Genomic DNA, 18,456 nt, shown 5'->3' with positions numbered 1-18,456 from the left:
ACTAGAATTATTTAATATTTTTAAGATAAGTCACAGATTCTGGCCCTTTGTTACATATAAGATCTAAAATTGATAGATCTTTCAAAAAACCATATTTATCTGTGAATGTTTGATAATATTCTTCCATCTCAAATTGTGTTTCAACTTTCGTAGAAAATTTTTCACGAAAATTAATCTCAGACGGATTTTTGATATATTCTTGATTCAAAGATTGTGCCTTTTCTGTCTTCAGTATTTTCTGAATGATGTCTATACTTTTTAAATTAAAATCTAACAAGAATTTTTCTTTCTTCTCATAAAGAACTTCAAATTTGTCTTCATAATATTCAAAATAAGCTGAACCCTGGTAAACATTTTTGATAGATTTCCAGTGAATCTTTAACCAATCTTCTCTGTAAGAAATTTCAGTATCCTTCATTTCTCTTTTTCCTGTATGATTGATAGGAATAACAAGGGATAGTTTTCCGTTTGCGCCATAGATATTGGTTCTGTTTCTATAGGTCTGTTTTGGAAAGCTTTCATATTGCTCAAAAGTCACTTCATTTTCAGGATCTAAAAACACTGAAAACCATGAGATAGGTGGTAGATAAAATACCGGTAATAATACGTTCTTCATTATCATTATATATAAAAATGAAGTACTTTTTCAAATACTTCATTTTATTTTAGTTTACAAATTTAGTTATAATTCGTCTTCTGTTTTTTTCTTTCCAAAAAGTTTAACAATATACTCCCAGCCAAAGAAAAGCACAAGAATCAGAGCAGCAATCCACCAATAAGAAGTTTTATTGGCTTCTCCCGTGTTTGTTGCTTTGAACATTCTGTCCCAACGAACTCTCATTCCGTCGGCTTGGTAAGAAGACTGTGAATCTTTGAAAGCTCCTTCCACACTCATCCAAGTAAACATTGGTTTCCCAACGATATTCTCTTCCGGAACAAAACCAAAGAACCTTGCATCTAATGACGCATCTCTGTTATCTCCAACCATCATATAGTAGTCTTGTTGAATAGTATATTGATTGGCTTCTTTTCCGTTGATAAAAATTTTACCATTTTTATTTTCAAGAGTATTGTGCTCGTAATTTTTAATAATCCACTGATATTCCGGTAAAGTTTTATCATTGATGGCTACAATATCACCTTTTTTAGGAATTTTAAGAGGACCATATTGATCCTGATTCCATCCGCTGTTGATTGGGAAGATTGAATTGGTGGTATCAATTTTCATTTTGGCCTCATCACGATATGAAATTGCAGATTCTCCTTTCGGCTGAATGTGCTCCTGCATATCAATCACCTGTGGAAGCTTTTTAATTTCGCCTGCCATCTTTTTAGTCAGACCCTGGAAATAATACACAAATCCACCTTGTTGATTTTGGCCTTCCTGAACCGGTAAAAATCCGAAAATTTTATACAATCCCGGAATATCGAGCTGACTTCCTGTATTGACAATATATCTGTGCTGAACCTCCTGATCGCCAAGAAATATCTCAGGCTTACCATTTATAAACATTTTACCGTCACGCATTTCGAAAGTATCACCTGCAACAGCCACACATCTTTTCACATAAGGATCAGCACGGTCAAGCGAAACGTGTACAGAATCTCGAGGATAATTGAAAACTACAATATCCGTTTTCTGAGGCTTGCTGAACTGGAAAATTCTTTCGTAAGGCAATTTCACAGCTTCCACATAAGATTTTGGATCGTCTTTCGGGTTACCTTTTTCGCCTGTATCAAGAATAGTTCCTTGTAAGAATGGGATTGCTAAAGGACGCATCGGCAGTCTGTAACCGTAGCTCCATTTATTTACAAATAGAAAATCTCCTACCAAAAGTGTACGCTCCATTGAACCCGTAGGAATACCAAAAGGCTGGGTGAAAAACACGTGAATAATGGTAGCAAATACTACTGCAAAAGTGATAGATCCTATAAATGTATCTTTTTTCTTAGATGCTTTTTCCTCATCCGTAAGGTATAAATCATTTTCGTCTTCCAGCTCTACATCTTTAGAATAATTGACAGTCGCCATGTAGATGAAAGGCAAAATAACCGTCAGAACCTGATGCTGAACAAGACTTTTCCCAAATTTTTTCATTAAATAAATATGGAAAACAGACATCATGATTGGTCCTACGATTGGCAAATAGGATAAAATCGCCCACCATTTCGGATGTTTTGTTTCTTTTAGTATAATGAAATAATTGTAGAAAGGTACAAATGCCAATAAAGGACTATACCCCATTTTCTTGAACAGCTTCCAAGTGCAAATCCCCATCAATACTGATAAAATGAGAACATAAACTGTGTACGTTAAAAAATAATTCATAAATTTTCAATATGAGTAATGAGCAATTTGCAATCAGTAATTGATGATGAATACAAATCTCTATAATTAGTTTACGAAAGTCTGGTTTTGTTACAAAATTAAAGTCCCAAAACGTCTTTCATTGTAAAATTTCCTTTTTTATCTTTAATCCATTCTGCAGCAACGACAGCGCCTAGCGCAAAACCGTTTCTGTTGAATGCGGTATGTTTTATTTCAATTTCATCCACTTCACTTCTGTAGAAAACGCTGTGCGTTCCCGGTACTTCATCTTCACGGATAGCGAAAATTCCCAATTGCTTATCCTGAGTTTCTTCAAGTTTCCAGGCATCATATTTCGGATTGTTCTTGAAAATTCCTTCAGCCAAAGAAATTGCAGTTCCGCTTGGTGCATCTAATTTGTGAATGTGATGAATTTCTTCCAATTGGCAAGAATATTCGTCGACGCTTTTCATTAAATCTGCCAACTTCTCGTTTAAAGCAAAAAATAAATTCACCCCTAAACTAAAATTAGAACCGTACAAAAATGCAGTTCCGTTTTCTATGGCTAAATTTTCTATCTCAGATTTTCTTTCTAACCAACCAGTTGTTCCGCAGATTACAGGAACTTTATTTTCAAGACAAGCTTTAATGTTATCAAAAGCTACTTCGGGTAAAGAAAATTCAATAACAACATCAGGATTATTTAAATTTTCAGCAGTTGGAGTTTCTTTCAATCGGGCGACAACTTCATGGCCTCTTTTTGTGGCAATTTCGTCAATGATTTTGCCCATTTTCCCATATCCAACTAATGCTATTTTCATATCTAAAAAGTTTTAAAACTTGAAATTTAAACTCAATCCCGTTTTTGGCGGATTGTTTCCGAACTCATCATAAATAATTGCTGGTGTGAACGTCAAATCAGGATCTTTACGACCTTCATACAAATGCGCATCAACAACAGCATCAACGATGTTTAAAATATAAATAAGTCCGGTAATCGCAATGGCGTAATCTCTCTGCCTTTTTGATCTGTCCTGAGCATTAGCCAAAGCAATTTTATCTAACCTTGGATTGCTGTCAACAAATTCATTGGGAGTTCCGTTGAGTTTTGCGATGTAATATTCTCTGTATTTTAAATACTGATTTTGATTCCAGATGGCGATTCCTGCTCCTACACCCACCGCTCCCCAAACGACTGGGATTTTCCAGTATTTTTTATTATAAAACTGTCCCAATCCCGGCAAAACTGCAGAATACAAACCTGCTTTTGTAGGATTGAGTTTTTTAACAATTATTTTCGCCGGAGCATTTGCTTTTTCTATGCTTTCAACAACCGATGTTTTGGGAGTTTCTTCCACAGAAACACTGTCCATTGGAACAGTTTCCAGACGGATGGTATCGTTGCGGGTAACCTGTGAAAAAGTAATCACAGATAAACATAAAAAAAGTGTGAAAAAGATTTTTTTCATCTATTTAATATGAGATAAAATATATTCCAGCTCATCTTCATTTTTAAAATCTAAAACAATTTTTCCTTTCTTACCGGTTCCGACTGTTTTGATTTCCACTTTCACCTCAAGAATATCTGCAATTGTTTTTTGTGCTCTCTTATAATTATTAGAAAGTTCAACCTTTGCTTTTTTTGCGGCTGGAGATTTTGGATTTTTAAATGCGATTGCTGCCTGCTCCGTTTGACGAACATTCAGTTTTTCTTTGATGATTAATTCAAACAAAGCCTGCTGATGCTCTTCATTTTCAAGACTGATGATGGCTCTACCGTGTCCTGCAGAGATTTCACCGCTTCTGATGGCATTTTGAATATCCGGATTTAGTCTTAATAATCTTATTGAGTTGGTAATAGTACTTCTGTCCTTCCCTACTCTTTGGCTTAAATTTTCCTGAGTCATCCCGATTTCTTCCATCAACCTTTGGTAAGTCAATGCTATTTCGATAGAATCAAGATCTTCACGCTGAATATTTTCAACAAGAGCCATTTCCAATAGCTCCTGATCATTCACCAAACGAATATAGGCCGGAACAGATGTTAAACCAGCAATTTTACTTGCTCTGAAACGTCTTTCTCCGGATATGATTTCAAACTTCTCACCGTCTTTTCTTAAAGTAATCGGCTGAATTACTCCAAGATTTTTAATCGACTGCGCAAGTTCATTTAATGCTTTTTCGTCAAAATAAGTTCTTGGCTGAGTGGGATTAGGATAAATATCTTCAATAGAAACTTCCATGATATTTCCTACAAAGTTTTCTGCTCCTTCATCCGTTGCAGAATTTACCGTAGCCTTTGATTCAGCGCTCAAAATAGCACCCAAACCACGTCCCATCGCTCTTTTCTTGTCTTTCATATTTTGCATATGGCTATTTGCTTTTGCACTTCGACCAGCTCAGTGTTACAGCTTTTAACTTTTATTTAATTCTTTACTAAATTTTCGTTTTTCAACAGAACTTCTTCTGCTAACTGAAGATACTGAATCGCTCCTTTGCTTTCTGCATCGTAGTTTAAGATACTTTCACCAAAACTTGGCGCTTCGCTCAATCTTACATTTCTGCTGATGATGGTTTCAAAAACCATTTCCGGGAAGTGAGCGTGTACTTCTTCCACTACTTGGTTTGACAATCTTAAACGGCTGTCATACATTGTCAACAACAAACCTTCGATATCTAAATCTTTATTATGAATTTTCTGAACGTTTTTGATAGTGTTCAAAAGCTTCCCTAAGCCTTCCAAAGCAAAATATTCACACTGAATCGGGATAATTACAGAATCTGCCGCTGTCAATGCATTTACAGTAATCAAACCTAAACTTGGTGCACAATCGATGATAATATAATCGTAGTCATCTCTTACCGTTGCCAAAGCTTTTTTCAGCATATACTCACGGTTATCTTTGTCTACCAATTCAATTTCTGCGGCAACCAAATCAATATGAGAAGGCACAATATCTAAATTCGGAGTTGTCGTTCTCTGGATACAGTTTCTCGTCTCAACACTATGTTCCAAAAGGTTATATGTAGAATACTGAACCTCTTCTACCCCAAGACCAGACGTCGCATTAGCCTGCGGATCTGCATCGATGATTAATATTTTCTTTTCTAATACCCCTAATGCTGCGGCTAAATTAACAGCGGTTGTAGTTTTTCCTACACCCCCTTTTTGATTAGCGATACCTATGATTTTTGCCATTGCTTGAACTTTAAGTTTCAAAAATACACTTTTTTCTCTGCTTTCAAGGAACGACTAAAACGAAAGTTGAGTTAAAATATTGTTAATAAGGATTTTAGACATAAAAAAAATTATCCACAAAAAATAGTATTTTGTGGATAAGTGAAAAGATTTGTTTTGAATAATCTTAATTATCGAACTTCATGGAAATGGGAAACTTAAAGTAGCTTCTTACCGCTTCCCCTTTTTTATTTTTACCCGGAATCCATTTTCCTTTTACAGCTTTGATGCTTCTTATTGCCTCTGCATTGAAAGATGCATCTTTTCCGTTGGTTTTGATATCTGAAATAGTCCCGTTGGTTTCTACAATAAATGTAACCACAGTGGCTACGCTGTTTTGCTCTTCAAATGCTGAAGTATCAAATTTATTTATTACTTTATTTCTAAAAGAATCTATACCACCTTCAAAATCCGCTGGTATAGCAGCAATTTCAATAATATTTTTATCTTTAACAACTTCAATTGTTGGAGGTTGTACATTATTAATAACTGGTCCTGTTCCAATTGTTGGTGGCGCAACATGAATATTTGGAGGTGCAACTATTCCATCAGGGTTGTTTTTAACTCCGGCAACCGCTCCCTCAATCTTTTCTATAACTTGCTCGTTAGTAGGATTTGCTGTCGGCTCAGGAATTCTGTCATCGAAAGTTTTCACTTGAGCAGGAGCAGTTTGCGGAGGGACTACTGTAACAGGTGGCTTAACCGTTGGATCATTTGGAATCATTATGGGAGGTGGTAACTCATAAATATCCTCATTAGGAATTACTTCCGCAGTTCTAAACGCCGAAATAATCATGGGCGTAATAGACATTGCCGCCAGAAGACTCACCCCTATAAAAAGTGATTTCGTTAGAATTCTGTCTGATTCATTTCTTAAAACATAAGCACCGTATTGTTTGTTACGGTTTTCAAATAGGATTTCATTCAGTCGAAATTCCTGGTTTTCTAGTAGGTGTTTCATCACGATAAAAATTAAAATTGTTAATATATTGCGATTATTAGTTTTCTATATTCTTTGAATTAATTATTGAAACAATATCAAAATATTTGCCAAAAAATTATCAAAACAGAATGATTTTGTTAAAATGTGTGACGAATTATAAAATTAACTATTTATTGAATAGGATTTTGAGGCTGCAAATATTTGGAACTTATTGATGATGAACTGTATAAGTCATGATTCATTGAATTTCTTGACATTAGGGTTATTTTAAAAGAAATTTTCTTTTCCCCAGCCCTAAAGGGAGGAAAATTTCTTGGAATTCTATCAAAATATGACTTTAATGAATAGATTTTAATTCTTTCTATTTATCTATTAACTTTTAAAATTGTAGATAAAAAAATTATTGATGGCGAAACATTGAATCTATGTCAAAAACCCTAGCCCCGATGGGAACGGCATCCTTTTTTGTTTTTTGGTGAGGGAAATTAGCCAAGGGAAAAACAAAAAAGATATAGTGGACAGCGGGAAAAAGCTACCAAAAATATAAATAATAAGTAATGAGCAATAGGTAATTGTGAGAGTTCTGATATTTGTAACAACAAAAAAAGAGACTATCGGTTGACAGTCTCTTTTGATTTTATATGAAAATTATTTTCTTAGAATAATTCTTTTCTGATAATGTTTTGGCTTCTTTCAGGACCTACAGAAACCAAATAAACATTGATTCCTAAATACTTTTCGATAAACTCGATGTATTTCTGAGCAGTATCCGGAAGTTCGTCGTAGCTTCTTACTTTCGTCAAATCTTCTTTCCAACCCGGTAAATCTTGGTAGATTGGCTCGTAATTGTATAATTTTTCTGTTGAAGAAGTGAAATAATCGATGATTTTTCCGTCTTCAGTTTTGTAATGCGTAACGATTTTCAGGTTTTCAATTCCTGTAAGAACGTCTAATTTAGTGATGACCAAATTATTGATTCCGTTAATCATACAAGCGTGCTTCAAAGAAACTAGATCTAACCAACCTGTTCTTCTCGGTCTTCCTGTAGTCGCTCCGAATTCACCACCGATTTGTCTGATGCTTTCTCCGAGCTCATTATCCAATTCAGAAGGGAAAGGTCCGTTTCCTACTCTTGTGCAATATGCTTTGGCAACACCAATCAGGTTTTTAAGTGAAGTTGGCGGAACACCAGCTCCTGTACAAACTCCCCCAGTTGACGGAGAAGATGAAGTAACGTAAGGATATGTTCCGAAGTCGATATCCAACATCAAAGCCTGAGCACCTTCGAACAACACGTTTTTACCATCTCTGATTGCTTCGTTTAACTCTAATTCAGTATCAACGATTCTTTCCTGAAGCTGTTTTCCGATTGCTAAATATTCGTTGTAGATTTCTTCAACGTCTAAAGTAGGTTTGTCGTAATATTTTTCGAAAAGAGAGTTTTTAACCTTTAGGTTTTTCTCAATTTTATCTCTTAAAATCTCAGGATTCAAAAGATCTACCATTCTGATCCCGATTCTTGCAATTTTATCTTCATAGCAAGGTCCGATCCCTTTTTTGGTGGTTCCGATCTGAGTTCCTCCGTGCTCTTCCTCACGGTAAGTATCCAAAAGAATGTGGTAAGGCATGATGACATGCGCTCTTCTGCTGATAAAAATATGGTCTGTTCTTAAGCCTTTGCTTTCAATCTGACCAACTTCTTTAATGAAAGATTTAGGATTTACCACTACACCATTGGCAATGATACATTTCCCTTTACACTGCAAAACTCCTGAAGGAAGAAGGTGCAAAACAAATTTCTCTTCACCCACATACACCGTGTGACCAGCGTTGTCCCCTCCTTGGAAACGTACAACGTAATCAGATTTTGCCGATAAAACATCAGTGATTTTTCCTTTACCTTCATCTCCATACTGAAGACCTACAACTACGTAAGTTGACATATTTTACTTTTATTTTAGATTCGTACAAAATTACTTTTAAAAAATTGGGTGGGCAAATTTGAGAGGAATTTTATTTTTGGGTGGGATGGAAATTGTGTGACTATTATATATTTTTGTATCTTGTTTGCTTATTATTAAAACTATATGCCATCAGATTCATACATAACATTTTTACAGATGAGAGTCGATGTTTTAAAATTAATTGAAACGCATTCGGATTATTCTAAAGCAAAAAGAGGAAGAAAAAACCTCGGACATTTAACGCGAAGCGCAGTAGTAATGTTGTGTGCTGCATGGGAAAGATATAATGAGGATTTGCTTTTAGAATCAATAAAATATATTTCTGATAATATTTCTAATGCAAGTCATTTAAATAATAGAATAAAAAAACAATTAGTTCAAAAGTCAAGAATGATCTTATTGAAATTAAACCAATGTTTTTAGCAGATAGCGGCTGGAAAACAGTTTGGTTAGAATACGCAAAATTAGATGTTGAAAAATTAAATACACCAAAATCTAATATATTAAAAACACTTTTCAAAAATCATCTTGGAATTGAAGACTATTGTATATTTTGGAAATCTACAAATCCACAAGAAATAAATGATTTTGTTTCAGACAGAGGAGAGATAGCACATAATGGCAGTAAAGCTAAATACATTATAATGACTAAGTTGAGAAAATATCAAGATTTGATTATTGATAATGTCATTGAAATAGATTCAAATATGGCTGATAAACTAAAAGATATGGCAAGTTCCACTACCTTACCTTGGGAAAAAAACTATTTTAAAGATTTAGAAAATTATAAATAACTTAAAAAATGAATAACAACTATAATATCGTAATTACTGAAACACCTTCTGGATATTACAATTTTATATTAAAAAATGATAAAAGTTCATTACTTTTTAGTGAAAACTATACAAGTAGAAGTGGATGCAATAATGGAGCAGAATCTTTAAAGATAAATGCAAAAAAAATCTCAAATTACACTTCACTAAAAAATCAGACAAAATATTTTTTTATTGTCAAAGCTGCAAATGGACAAATATTAGCGCAAAGTAAAAAATATGAAAGTGAAAGTAAACTTAGGAATGAAATAGAAAAAATAATATTAATATTTGAAAACAATATTTCTATAATAAACGAATAAAAAATTATAAATAAATGTGCTCTAAAGTAGATTTTCTACTTTAGAGCACATTTATTTATACTACCCTTTTATAAACAGCACTTCACCACTCACTCCAATCTCCTCCAAAAACACCCCATCATGCGAAATCACTACCAAAGTCCCATGATAATCTTTAATAGAATTCGTCAGAATTCCCACATTTTGAAGGTCTAAATTATTCGTTGGTTCATCGAGAATGATCATATCCGGAGCTTTATTGCTAATGGAAAGTCCACACAGTAGAAGTCGTAATCGCTCTCCTCCACTTAGAACATAACATTTTTTGTCCCAGCTTTCTTTTCCGAATAAAAATCTTGACAGTAACATTTTCACTTCAGATTCCTGCATTGCGTTGTCATTGAACTGTTGGGCAAAATCATAAACTGTTGCATTTCTGTCAATCAAAGAATATTCCTGATCAATATAAATCGTCTGAAAATCTGATTTAGAAATGTTTCCAACAGAAGGTTTCAAATCTCCCAACAACAGCTTGATCAAAGTCGTTTTTCCAGAACCATTCGAGCCTTTGATGGAAATTCTGTCACCACTTCTGATTTCAAAATTGAGGTTTTCTTTCCAAAGAGTTTCATCACAATATTTAAAATTAATCTCCTCTGCCGAAATCAAAATTTTCCCCGAATGCAGATTTGAATCATTAAAATTAACTTTCATCTGATCCGCATTTCTCACAAACGAACGTAAATCCCGCAAATCTCCAGAAATATCATTAATTTTCTCGGCATGAATTGATTTTAATTTTGAAGAATTTTTCTCGGCATTATTCCGCAGCGCATTCATCATAATTCTCGCCACACCCGATTTCTCCTGTTTTCCTTTTCCTCGTGCATCGAGTTTCTGTTTTCGTTCCAAAGTTTCTCTTTCCTTTTCTCTGGCTTTTTTCAGCGCCCGTTCTTTCGAATGAATATCGTTTTGCAAAGCTTCATTTTCGATTTCTTTTTGTTCGGTATACAAATCATAATTCCCACCATACATCGAAATTCCCTGATTACTCAATTCGAAAATCGTATCCACTAAATTCAGCAAAGCTCTGTCATGACTGACGATAACAACTGTTGAATTCGTCTTTTCGATAAAATCGTACAGCAAATTCCGTCCTTCCAGATCGAGATGATTCGTCGGTTCGTCCAATAAAATAATTTCAGGTTGGTTAATCTGAATTCCGGCAAGAAAAACTTTTGTTTTTTGTCCGCCACTCAGACTTTCTAAGGTTTGATTTAAATCTAAATTCTCAAGTTTCCAGTGTTGTAAAGCACTTTGACAACGTTCTTCAATATCCCAATCGTCATTTAAGATTTCAAAATAGATTTCATCCACTTCCCCACTCGTGATTTTTTGAAGGGCTTCTAATTTTTTATCGATTTTTAAACATTGTGCAATCGTCACATCATTAAAATTCCCAAACATCTGCGGAACATAGAAAATGTCTCCCTGAACATTGACGTTGCCTTCCAAAGGTTCAATTTCATGAGCCATGATTTTCAGTAGGGTTGATTTTCCTGTACCGTTGCTTCCGACCAAAGCCGATTTTGAGTGAGTAGGTATCGTTAAGTTGATGGAATTAAAAAGCAGATTCGCCGCTGGAAACCCAAAGGATATATTCTGTAGAAAAAGCATAATTTCTTTATTTAATGAAGGTTGAACTTCAATAATTTTTTAGGTTATTGTTGATTAAATCTGAAAGAAATTAAATTCTACATGCGGGTTGTTTTGGGTTTTGTGAGTTGCAAAGATAAGGAATTTAACAATTTAAATTTTCAACTCATTGATAGTCATTTCGCCAAAGGATAATTTTTTAGTATTGTTTGATTAGTTTTTAGAAGCTATTTCCAGCTATCCACTCGTACTCCTCGTTCCCGCTGCATGACCCAACGCTTACTGTGGGGTAACCGTTACTATCTGGGCTAGGAAGATCTTACTGTTGAAAACCACCCCGTCTCAATTTTCTCTGAAAATTGATCCACCCCTCCAAAGGAGGGGAATTTAAATTCGTAAATATTTTACTAATTACTGTTATAAAACAAGTTTTGTAAACCTGACAGACCTCACAAAAAACTTTCATCAAAAATCCGTAACTTTGCCGCCTACTAAAAATTTTATGGAAAGTATACAAGTTCACGACAAAACTTTTGTTCCTTATTTAGAGGACGCCGAAATTCAGGAAATCGTAAAAGCAACCGCTTTAAAAATTTATGAAGATTACAAGGATGAAGTTCCTGTTTTCATTGGTGTTTTGAACGGAGTAATCATGTTCTTCTCAGACCTTTTGAAGCATTATCCGGGGGAATGTGAAATTGCATTTATCCAGATGAGTTCTTATGCAGGAACAGAATCTACAGGAATCGTTTACCAGAAAATGGAACTGACGAAAGACGTAAAAGACCGTCACATCATCTTAGTAGAAGATATTGTTGACACAGGAAACACCGTTGAAAGTTTATTTAAATATTTCAACGAAACACAACGTCCGAAGTCTGTAAAAATAGCTTCATTCTTATTAAAGCCTGAAGTGTATAAGAAAGATTTCAAGTTGGACTACATCGGGAAAGAAATTCCAAACAAATTTGTTTTGGGTTATGGTCTTGACTACGATGAATTGGGAAGAAACCTTCCGAATTTGTATCAGTTGGAAGAAGGAACGATCAACCATTAATCAGCTTTTAGCTATTTGATGATGGCTTTAGCTTTAAAAATTAAAAAGAAATAAATTTAATAATAACTAAATATAGCTAAAGGTAAGAGGCTAAACACTAATTACCAAAAGCTCCTCAACGCTATGATAAACATTGTTCTGTTCGGCCCTCCAGGAAGTGGAAAAGGGACTCAAGCTCAAAATCTGATTGAGAAATTTAATTTAAAACAAATCTCAACAGGTGATCTTTTCAGATTCAACATGAAAAATGATACTGAACTTGGAAAACTAGCAAAATCTTACATCGATAAAGGAGAATTGGTTCCGGATCAGGTAACGATTGATATGCTGATAGACGAACTAAGAAAGCCGACTGATGCTGCAGGATTTATTTTTGACGGATATCCAAGAACTGCTGTACAGACAGAAGCTTTGGAAAAAATTGTAAAAGATGAACTGAATGACAACATTGATATTTGTCTTTCATTGATCGTCGAAGATAAAATTTTGGTTGAAAGATTGTTGAAAAGAGGTGAAACCAGCGGTAGAACTGATGACAGCAATGTAGAAATCATTGAAAACAGAATAAAAGAATATTACACAAAAACTGCAGAAGTTGCAGAATTATATAAGCAGCAAGGTAAGTACGTTGAGATCAACGGTGTAGGAGAAATCAATGAGATTTCTGAAAAGCTTTTTGCTGAAGTAGAAAAAATAAAATAGTTTAAAGTTGTGAGTGATGAGTTATAAGTTAATACAATTCATTCTCATAATTCATAACTCATAACTCAAATTGTAAGAAATGTCAAATTTTGTAGATTACGTAAAGATTCATTGTAAAAGCGGTCATGGTGGCGCAGGTTCTGCCCATCTTCGCCGTGAAAAATATATTCCCAAAGGTGGTCCTGATGGTGGAGACGGTGGCCGTGGTGGTCATGTGATCATGAAAGGGAATTCACAGGAATGGACTTTACTTCCACTTCGTTACACCCGTCACGTAAAAGCGGAACGTGGACAAAACGGAGCAAAAAACCAGTTAACCGGAGCATACGGAGAAGATACTTACATCGAAGTTCCTGTAGGAACGATTGCTAAAAATGAAGAAGGTGAAATTGTAGGTGAAATCTTAGAGCATGGGCAGGAAATCATCCTGATGGAAGGCGGAAAAGGTGGAAAAGGAAATGAGCATTTCAAATCATCAACACACCAAACTCCTCGTTATGCACAACCTGGAATGGACGGACAGGAAGGTTACATCGTTTTCGAACTTAAAATCTTAGCTGATGTTGGTTTGGTAGGCTTCCCTAATGCAGGAAAATCTACGCTTTTAGCTTCTGTTTCGGCAGCAAGACCTAAAATCGCTAATTATGCTTTTACAACTTTAACTCCCAATTTAGGAATTGTAGATTACAGAAATTATAAATCTTTTGTAATGGCTGATATCCCCGGAATTATCGAAGGAGCGGCTGAAGGAAAAGGTCTGGGACATAGATTCTTAAGACATATTGAAAGAAATTCAATTTTATTGTTTTTAATTCCTGCAGATTCTGAACATCATTTTCAAGAGTTTAAAATTCTGGAGAACGAATTGAAAGAATATAATCCTGAATTATTGGATAAAGATTTCGTTATTTCCGTTTCAAAAGCAGACCTTTTGGATGACGAATTGAAAAAAGAAATCTCAGCAGAATTTCCGGAGCACAGAAAACCATTATTCTTCTCAGGAGTTACTGGCGAAGGCTTGATGGAACTGAAAGATGCTATCTGGAAACAGCTGCACGGATAGAATTTAATTGAAAAAATATATAAAAGGATAAGCATTATTGTTTATCCTTTTTTGTTAATATAAACATTCACTCTTTGGAACACTTATTGAGAGACTCCACACAAATTTAAAAACAATGAAATACTTATTAGGCCTTTTTGCAATCGTAGTTTTATTCTCTTGCCAATCTCAGAAAGTAGAATCGAAATATTCAACGATTGAATATGAAGCCGGAGCGTGTTTCGGATTTTGTCCGATTTACAAAATGACGATTCAGGCAGACCGAACTGCAATTCTTGAAGCCGAACATTTTAATTTTTCTAAAGGAACTTCAAAAGACGAATTTTCAAAACCAAGAGAAGGAACTTTCACTACAACGATCAAAGAAGCCGACTACAATAAACTTGTAGCTTCGCTAAATGATCTGGACGTGAAAAGTCTTCAGGATAAATATGGAAGCCGTAATGTGAGCGATATGCCAACTTGTTATTTAAGAATTAAGCTAGCCGACGGAACTTCAAAAAACACAGAAGATTATGGTAAAAGAGGTTCTGAAAAACTGATGAAAGTCTACCAGATTTTTGAGGATTTAAAGCAAAGTCAGCAGTGGACGAAAGTAAAATAATTACTTTTCATTAATTTAGTCTATCTTTGCAGTATATTTCGCGGCATTCTCAGCCAGTAAAGTAATTTTTTACTCAAAATTCTGTTAAAAGTTTTTAGCAGATCTGCTAAAAATGATGAAGTATACTGCTTCACCCGCACTATTTTAATACACAATACAATTTTGTTATTTACAGACTTAAACATTATCAAGCCCATCTTAGATGCGCTTCAAAAGCAAGGTTATGAAAAACCTACCCCTATTCAGGAACAAGCAATTCCTTCAATTTTAGAACACAGAGATGTACTGGGAACTGCACAGACAGGAACCGGAAAAACAGCAGCATTTGCTATCCCCATCTTACAAAACCTTACCGAAAGAAAAGTTCCTAAGAATAATCATATAAAAGCATTAATTCTTACTCCAACGAGAGAATTAGCGATACAGATCGAAGAAAGCTTCGATGCATACGGAAAAAATTTACCGCTTAGAAAATTAGTGGTTTTCGGCGGTGTAAAGCAAGGAAGCCAGGAAACAGCTTTGAGAAGAGGTGTTGACATTTTGGTGGCAACTCCTGGAAGACTATTAGATTTTATCGCTCAGGGAATTATCAGTTTAAAAAATCTTGAAATCTTTGTACTAGATGAAGCCGACAGAATGTTGGATATGGGGTTTGTACACGATGTAAAAAGAATCATTAAACTTTTACCTCAAAAAAGACAAACGCTTTTCTTCTCGGCAACAATGCCTACAGAAATTCAGAAATTGGCAGATTCTATTTTGAATACTCCGATTAAAGTTTCAGTAACTCCAATTTCTTCGACTGCGGAAACAATCAAACAAGCGGTTTATTTTGTTGATAAAGACAATAAACTAGAATTGTTGACGCACATTTTGCAGAATGACATTTCTGGTGCAGTATTAGTTTTCTCGAGAACAAAACACGGTGCAGATAAGATTGCAAGAAGATTGCAGTCTGCAAACATCTCCGCAGAAGCGATCCACGGGAATAAATCTCAAAATGCAAGACAGAATGCTTTAAGTAATTTTAAAGGAGGAAGAACACGTGTTTTGGTAGCAACAGATATCGCCGCAAGAGGAATTGATATTGACGAACTGAAATATGTTGTAAACTACGAACTTTCAGACGTTGCAGAAACTTACGTTCACAGAATTGGTAGAACGGGTCGTGCAGGTTCAGAAGGGTCTTCAATCTCATTCGTAGATGGTTTAGATTTATTAAACCTAAAGGATACAGAAAAATTGATTGGAATGAAAATTCCGGTTGAAAAAAATCATCCTTTCCACACGGATAATCTGGTGGTTGAAAAAAGAGATTCAAACAATAAACCTTTTACACCAAGACCAAGACCTGCAGGTGGTGGTCAGCAACAAAAATCGGATCACAGTAAGAAGCCAAAAAACAAGAGTAATTTTTCTAGAAAGAAATAATTTATTTTAAAACTCTATAATCCCTCTTCATATTTAAAAACTTCTTTTCGTAGAAACGGTAAGAAAAATGAGATATCAAAAGGGTAATAATAATAACCAGTAAAAAGCTGGTTATTATTGTTGTTATACTATTCAAATTATACTTTGAAAAGAAATTTAAAAATAAAAATCCTACCAACTGCATTACAATCGAGTGATACATATAGATTCCGTAAGATATTTTACCTAAATAAACTAAACTTTTATTCTGAAAAAAACTAAATGTATTTTGCGTAAAACAATGTAAGAAAAAACCAAACAAAATCATACTAATCAAATTGTATTGAAATTGTGATAAATTTTCTATAAAAATATTAGTTGTGAAATATAAAGCTACAGATAGATAGATAATAAAGCTGAAAGCCTCAGAAAATTTATTTTTTTTAATTTTCAAAAAGGAACAAAACCCTGCAAAGGAAAAATAAAAAAACATCACTTTGTACTTCATCAGAAAAGAAAACAATGATGAATGGTACAGAAAGATAAAAATAAAGCTAAAGGCAAGTAAAAAAAACACAGTTCTTTTGGAGGGAATTAAGACGATTATTGGTGCAATTAGAAGATAAAATTGTTCCTCAATACCAATTGACCAGAGTATTTCTAATATACCGCCAGGGTTTGAAAGATGAAGCACATTCGGGAGAAATACCAATAAAAGGATAATTCCGTCTATTAAATTATAAGTTCGAGGCATTTCTATACCAATGTTTGGAAGAAAAAAATTGTAGTACAGAATCCCTGTCAATGCAATCAAGTAATATAACGGTAAAATCCTTAATGCTCTTCTGATATAGAATTTCTTTAAATCAATTTTGCTGTTAATTTCTTTTTCTAAAAAAAGCTGTTTGATTATCAGAAAACCACTTAGTGAAAAAAACATATAAACTGCCTCTATACCTTTATTAAATATAGGTAAATCATTAAAAGACGGTAGGCCTCGGTTATGAAAAAATTGTGGAATATGATAAATCATAACCAATAAAGCCAAGAAAAATCTTAATGAAGTTATATTGGGAAGTTTTTGCATTTCCCTAAATTATTTTTTAAATATTCTTTTAGCATTCTCACTTGTAATTCTATCAATCTCAGCAAAATCTTTATTGTAGATATCGACCAACTTCCCTGCAACCAAATCAAGATAAGAGCTTTCATTTCTTTTTCCTCTGAATGGAACTGGTGCCAAATAAGGTGAGTCAGTTTCCAAAACGATTTTATCTAAAGGAATTTCGTTTAAAAACTGATCGATCTTTCCGTTTTTAAAAGTTACTACTCCACCGATTCCTAAAATAAAATTTAAATCTATGGCGTGTTTTGCCTGTTCGAGATTTCCCGAAAAACAATGGAAAATCCCTCTTAATTTTGGGTGTCTTTTTCTTTCTAAAACTTCAAAGGTTTCGTCAAAACTTTCTCTGGTATGAATTACGATTGGTAAGTCTTTTTCAATTGCCCAATCAATTTGTTGCTCAAAAGCTTTTATCTGAATGTCCAAAGTGGATTTATCCCAATACAAATCAATCCCGATTTCTCCTATCGCAGGAAAACTTCTTTCATCCAAATATTTCTTTACAATTTCCAATTCAGTTTCCCAAGATTCCGGTTTTACGTAACACGGATGCAATCCCATCATTGAAAAAATCTGATTCGGATAATCACTTTCCAGTAGAAGCATTTTTTCATGAGATTCTGAATCGATCGCTGGGAGATAAAACTCTGTTATTCCTTTGTCTAAAGCTCTTTGAATCGCTTCTTTTCTGTCTTCATCAAACTCTTCCGAATATAAATGGGTATGCGTATCAATCATTATTTTTAAAATTTTAATAGATCTTCATAAGAATTTTCTAAATTCAGCAACATTCCGAAAGCTGGTTCAGTTTTGATTCCTTTTTTCTTTAACTCTATTATTTTTTGTTTAAAATCTTCTCCTTTTTCCTGTAGTATTTTGTGTTCTGCAATCATGTGCAGATATGCATTTTGCTGAGTTGTTGGTTTATTTTGAGCAAAAATTTCAATTGGAAACTCTTCCAAAATAAAGTTTATCACAATAGATGTTTCGCCATCTATAATTGGATATTCTACTTTGACATCCGCCTTAAAAGGAATCATTTTACTAAACGCAATATCGTCCAAAAAATCTTCCTCAAATTTAAAATCTAGTTCGCAGATAATATCCAAATCACTTCCTTCAATATCAATTTCTATTGGAATCGTTCCTGCTAAAATAGGAGAATAAAATTCTAATACTTTGAAGATTCTATATTTAGTAAGAACTTCAAAAGCTCTTTTCTGTCTTTCATTTCCGTCTTTCAGATAATCAATTTTGGTAAAGTCAATCATTCG

The 18,456-nt window shown here is 34.2% G+C and carries 20 protein-coding genes; 8 read left to right on the top strand and 12 right to left on the bottom strand.

Annotation, left to right across the window (positions count from 1 at the left end; translation table 11 throughout):
* Window positions 1-7: 7 nt before the first annotated feature.
* From EAG08_RS16765 to EAG08_RS16730, 8 genes are all read right to left on the bottom strand, one after another.
* Window positions 8-616, bottom strand: a complete 609-nt coding sequence (locus EAG08_RS16765) for a WbqC family protein (RefSeq protein ID WP_129536439.1) — start codon at window positions 614-616, stop codon at window positions 8-10.
* A 66-nt stretch (window positions 617-682) separates the two neighbouring features.
* The gene (gene lepB, locus EAG08_RS16760) at window positions 683-2,329 is read right to left on the bottom strand and encodes a signal peptidase I (RefSeq protein ID WP_129536438.1); all 1,647 of its coding nucleotides are present in this window, start codon (window positions 2,327-2,329) and stop codon (window positions 683-685) included.
* A 98-nt stretch (window positions 2,330-2,427) separates the two neighbouring features.
* Window positions 2,428-3,129 carry a 4-hydroxy-tetrahydrodipicolinate reductase gene (dapB, locus tag EAG08_RS16755; protein ID WP_129536437.1) on the bottom strand — a complete coding sequence of 234 codons (702 nt, stop codon included), beginning with the start codon at window positions 3,127-3,129 and terminating at the stop codon, window positions 2,428-2,430.
* A 12-nt stretch (window positions 3,130-3,141) separates the two neighbouring features.
* Complete coding sequence (locus tag EAG08_RS16750; protein ID WP_129536436.1) at window positions 3,142-3,777, bottom strand: DUF5683 domain-containing protein; 636 nt, start codon at window positions 3,775-3,777, stop codon at window positions 3,142-3,144.
* On the bottom strand, window positions 3,778-4,668 hold the full coding sequence (locus EAG08_RS16745) for a ParB/RepB/Spo0J family partition protein (protein WP_129536435.1): 891 nt from the start codon (window positions 4,666-4,668) through the stop codon (window positions 3,778-3,780).
* Window positions 4,669-4,733: 65 nt separating this feature from the next.
* Window positions 4,734-5,507 carry a ParA family protein gene (locus tag EAG08_RS16740; protein WP_129536434.1) on the bottom strand — a complete coding sequence of 258 codons (774 nt, stop codon included), beginning with the start codon at window positions 5,505-5,507 and terminating at the stop codon, window positions 4,734-4,736.
* A 166-nt stretch (window positions 5,508-5,673) separates the two neighbouring features.
* The gene (locus tag EAG08_RS16735) at window positions 5,674-6,507 is read right to left on the bottom strand and encodes an energy transducer TonB (RefSeq protein ID WP_129536433.1); all 834 of its coding nucleotides are present in this window, start codon (window positions 6,505-6,507) and stop codon (window positions 5,674-5,676) included.
* 638 nt (window positions 6,508-7,145) lie between these two features.
* The gene (locus EAG08_RS16730; RefSeq protein WP_129536432.1) at window positions 7,146-8,432 is read right to left on the bottom strand and encodes an adenylosuccinate synthase; all 1,287 of its coding nucleotides are present in this window, start codon (window positions 8,430-8,432) and stop codon (window positions 7,146-7,148) included.
* A 144-nt stretch (window positions 8,433-8,576) separates the two neighbouring features.
* Between EAG08_RS16730 and EAG08_RS16725 the strand changes: the two genes are divergently transcribed.
* From EAG08_RS16725 to EAG08_RS16715, 3 genes are read left to right on the top strand one after another with little or no spacing between them, the layout of a single operon-like run.
* Complete coding sequence (locus EAG08_RS16725) at window positions 8,577-8,876, top strand: HEPN domain-containing protein (RefSeq protein ID WP_129536431.1); 300 nt, start codon at window positions 8,577-8,579, stop codon at window positions 8,874-8,876.
* Window positions 8,867-9,247, top strand: coding sequence for a hypothetical protein (locus tag EAG08_RS16720; RefSeq protein WP_129536430.1), 381 nt, complete (start codon window positions 8,867-8,869; stop codon window positions 9,245-9,247). The genes EAG08_RS16725 and EAG08_RS16720 overlap by 10 nt, the downstream gene beginning before the upstream one ends.
* Before the next feature lie 8 nt (window positions 9,248-9,255).
* Entirely contained in the window at window positions 9,256-9,588 is a 333-nt protein-coding gene (locus EAG08_RS16715) for a DUF1508 domain-containing protein (protein ID WP_129536429.1), read from the top strand.
* 60 nt (window positions 9,589-9,648) lie between these two features.
* Here EAG08_RS16715 and EAG08_RS16710 read toward each other — a convergent pair whose 3' ends face one another.
* On the bottom strand, window positions 9,649-11,244 hold the full coding sequence (locus tag EAG08_RS16710; protein WP_129536428.1) for an ABC-F family ATP-binding cassette domain-containing protein: 1,596 nt from the start codon (window positions 11,242-11,244) through the stop codon (window positions 9,649-9,651).
* 481 nt (window positions 11,245-11,725) lie between these two features.
* Here EAG08_RS16710 and hpt point away from each other — a divergent pair, with 481 nt between their 5' ends.
* From hpt to EAG08_RS16685, 5 genes are all read left to right on the top strand, one after another.
* Window positions 11,726-12,280, top strand: a complete 555-nt coding sequence (hpt, locus tag EAG08_RS16705; protein WP_129536427.1) for a hypoxanthine phosphoribosyltransferase — start codon at window positions 11,726-11,728, stop codon at window positions 12,278-12,280.
* 123 nt (window positions 12,281-12,403) lie between these two features.
* On the top strand, window positions 12,404-12,982 hold the full coding sequence (locus tag EAG08_RS16700) for an adenylate kinase (protein WP_129536426.1): 579 nt from the start codon (window positions 12,404-12,406) through the stop codon (window positions 12,980-12,982).
* Window positions 12,983-13,061: 79 nt separating this feature from the next.
* Window positions 13,062-14,045, top strand: coding sequence for a GTPase ObgE (obgE, locus tag EAG08_RS16695; RefSeq protein ID WP_129536425.1), 984 nt, complete (start codon window positions 13,062-13,064; stop codon window positions 14,043-14,045).
* 115 nt (window positions 14,046-14,160) lie between these two features.
* The gene (locus EAG08_RS16690) at window positions 14,161-14,649 is read left to right on the top strand and encodes a DUF6438 domain-containing protein (RefSeq protein ID WP_129536424.1); all 489 of its coding nucleotides are present in this window, start codon (window positions 14,161-14,163) and stop codon (window positions 14,647-14,649) included.
* A gap of 162 nt (window positions 14,650-14,811) precedes the next feature.
* Window positions 14,812-16,080, top strand: a complete 1,269-nt coding sequence (locus tag EAG08_RS16685; protein ID WP_129536423.1) for a DEAD/DEAH box helicase — start codon at window positions 14,812-14,814, stop codon at window positions 16,078-16,080.
* Window position 16,081: 1 nt separating this feature from the next.
* On the opposite strand, the gene EAG08_RS16680 is transcribed toward EAG08_RS16685, so the two are convergent.
* From EAG08_RS16680 to EAG08_RS16670, 3 genes are read right to left on the bottom strand one after another with little or no spacing between them, the layout of a single operon-like run.
* Window positions 16,082-17,146, bottom strand: coding sequence for an acyltransferase family protein (locus EAG08_RS16680; protein WP_129536422.1), 1,065 nt, complete (start codon window positions 17,144-17,146; stop codon window positions 16,082-16,084).
* A gap of 9 nt (window positions 17,147-17,155) precedes the next feature.
* Complete coding sequence (locus tag EAG08_RS16675) at window positions 17,156-17,920, bottom strand: TatD family hydrolase (RefSeq protein ID WP_129536421.1); 765 nt, start codon at window positions 17,918-17,920, stop codon at window positions 17,156-17,158.
* A 5-nt stretch (window positions 17,921-17,925) separates the two neighbouring features.
* Window positions 17,926-18,453, bottom strand: coding sequence for a DUF4269 domain-containing protein (locus EAG08_RS16670; protein ID WP_129536420.1), 528 nt, complete (start codon window positions 18,451-18,453; stop codon window positions 17,926-17,928).
* Between the last annotated feature and the right edge of the window lie 3 nt (window positions 18,454-18,456).

Source organism: Chryseobacterium sp. 3008163 (assembly GCF_003669035.1).
Classification (GTDB): Bacteria; Bacteroidota; Bacteroidia; order Flavobacteriales; family Weeksellaceae; genus Chryseobacterium.
Note: the sequence above shows the minus strand (reverse complement) of the source record. Positions and strands in the feature narration are given on the sequence as shown.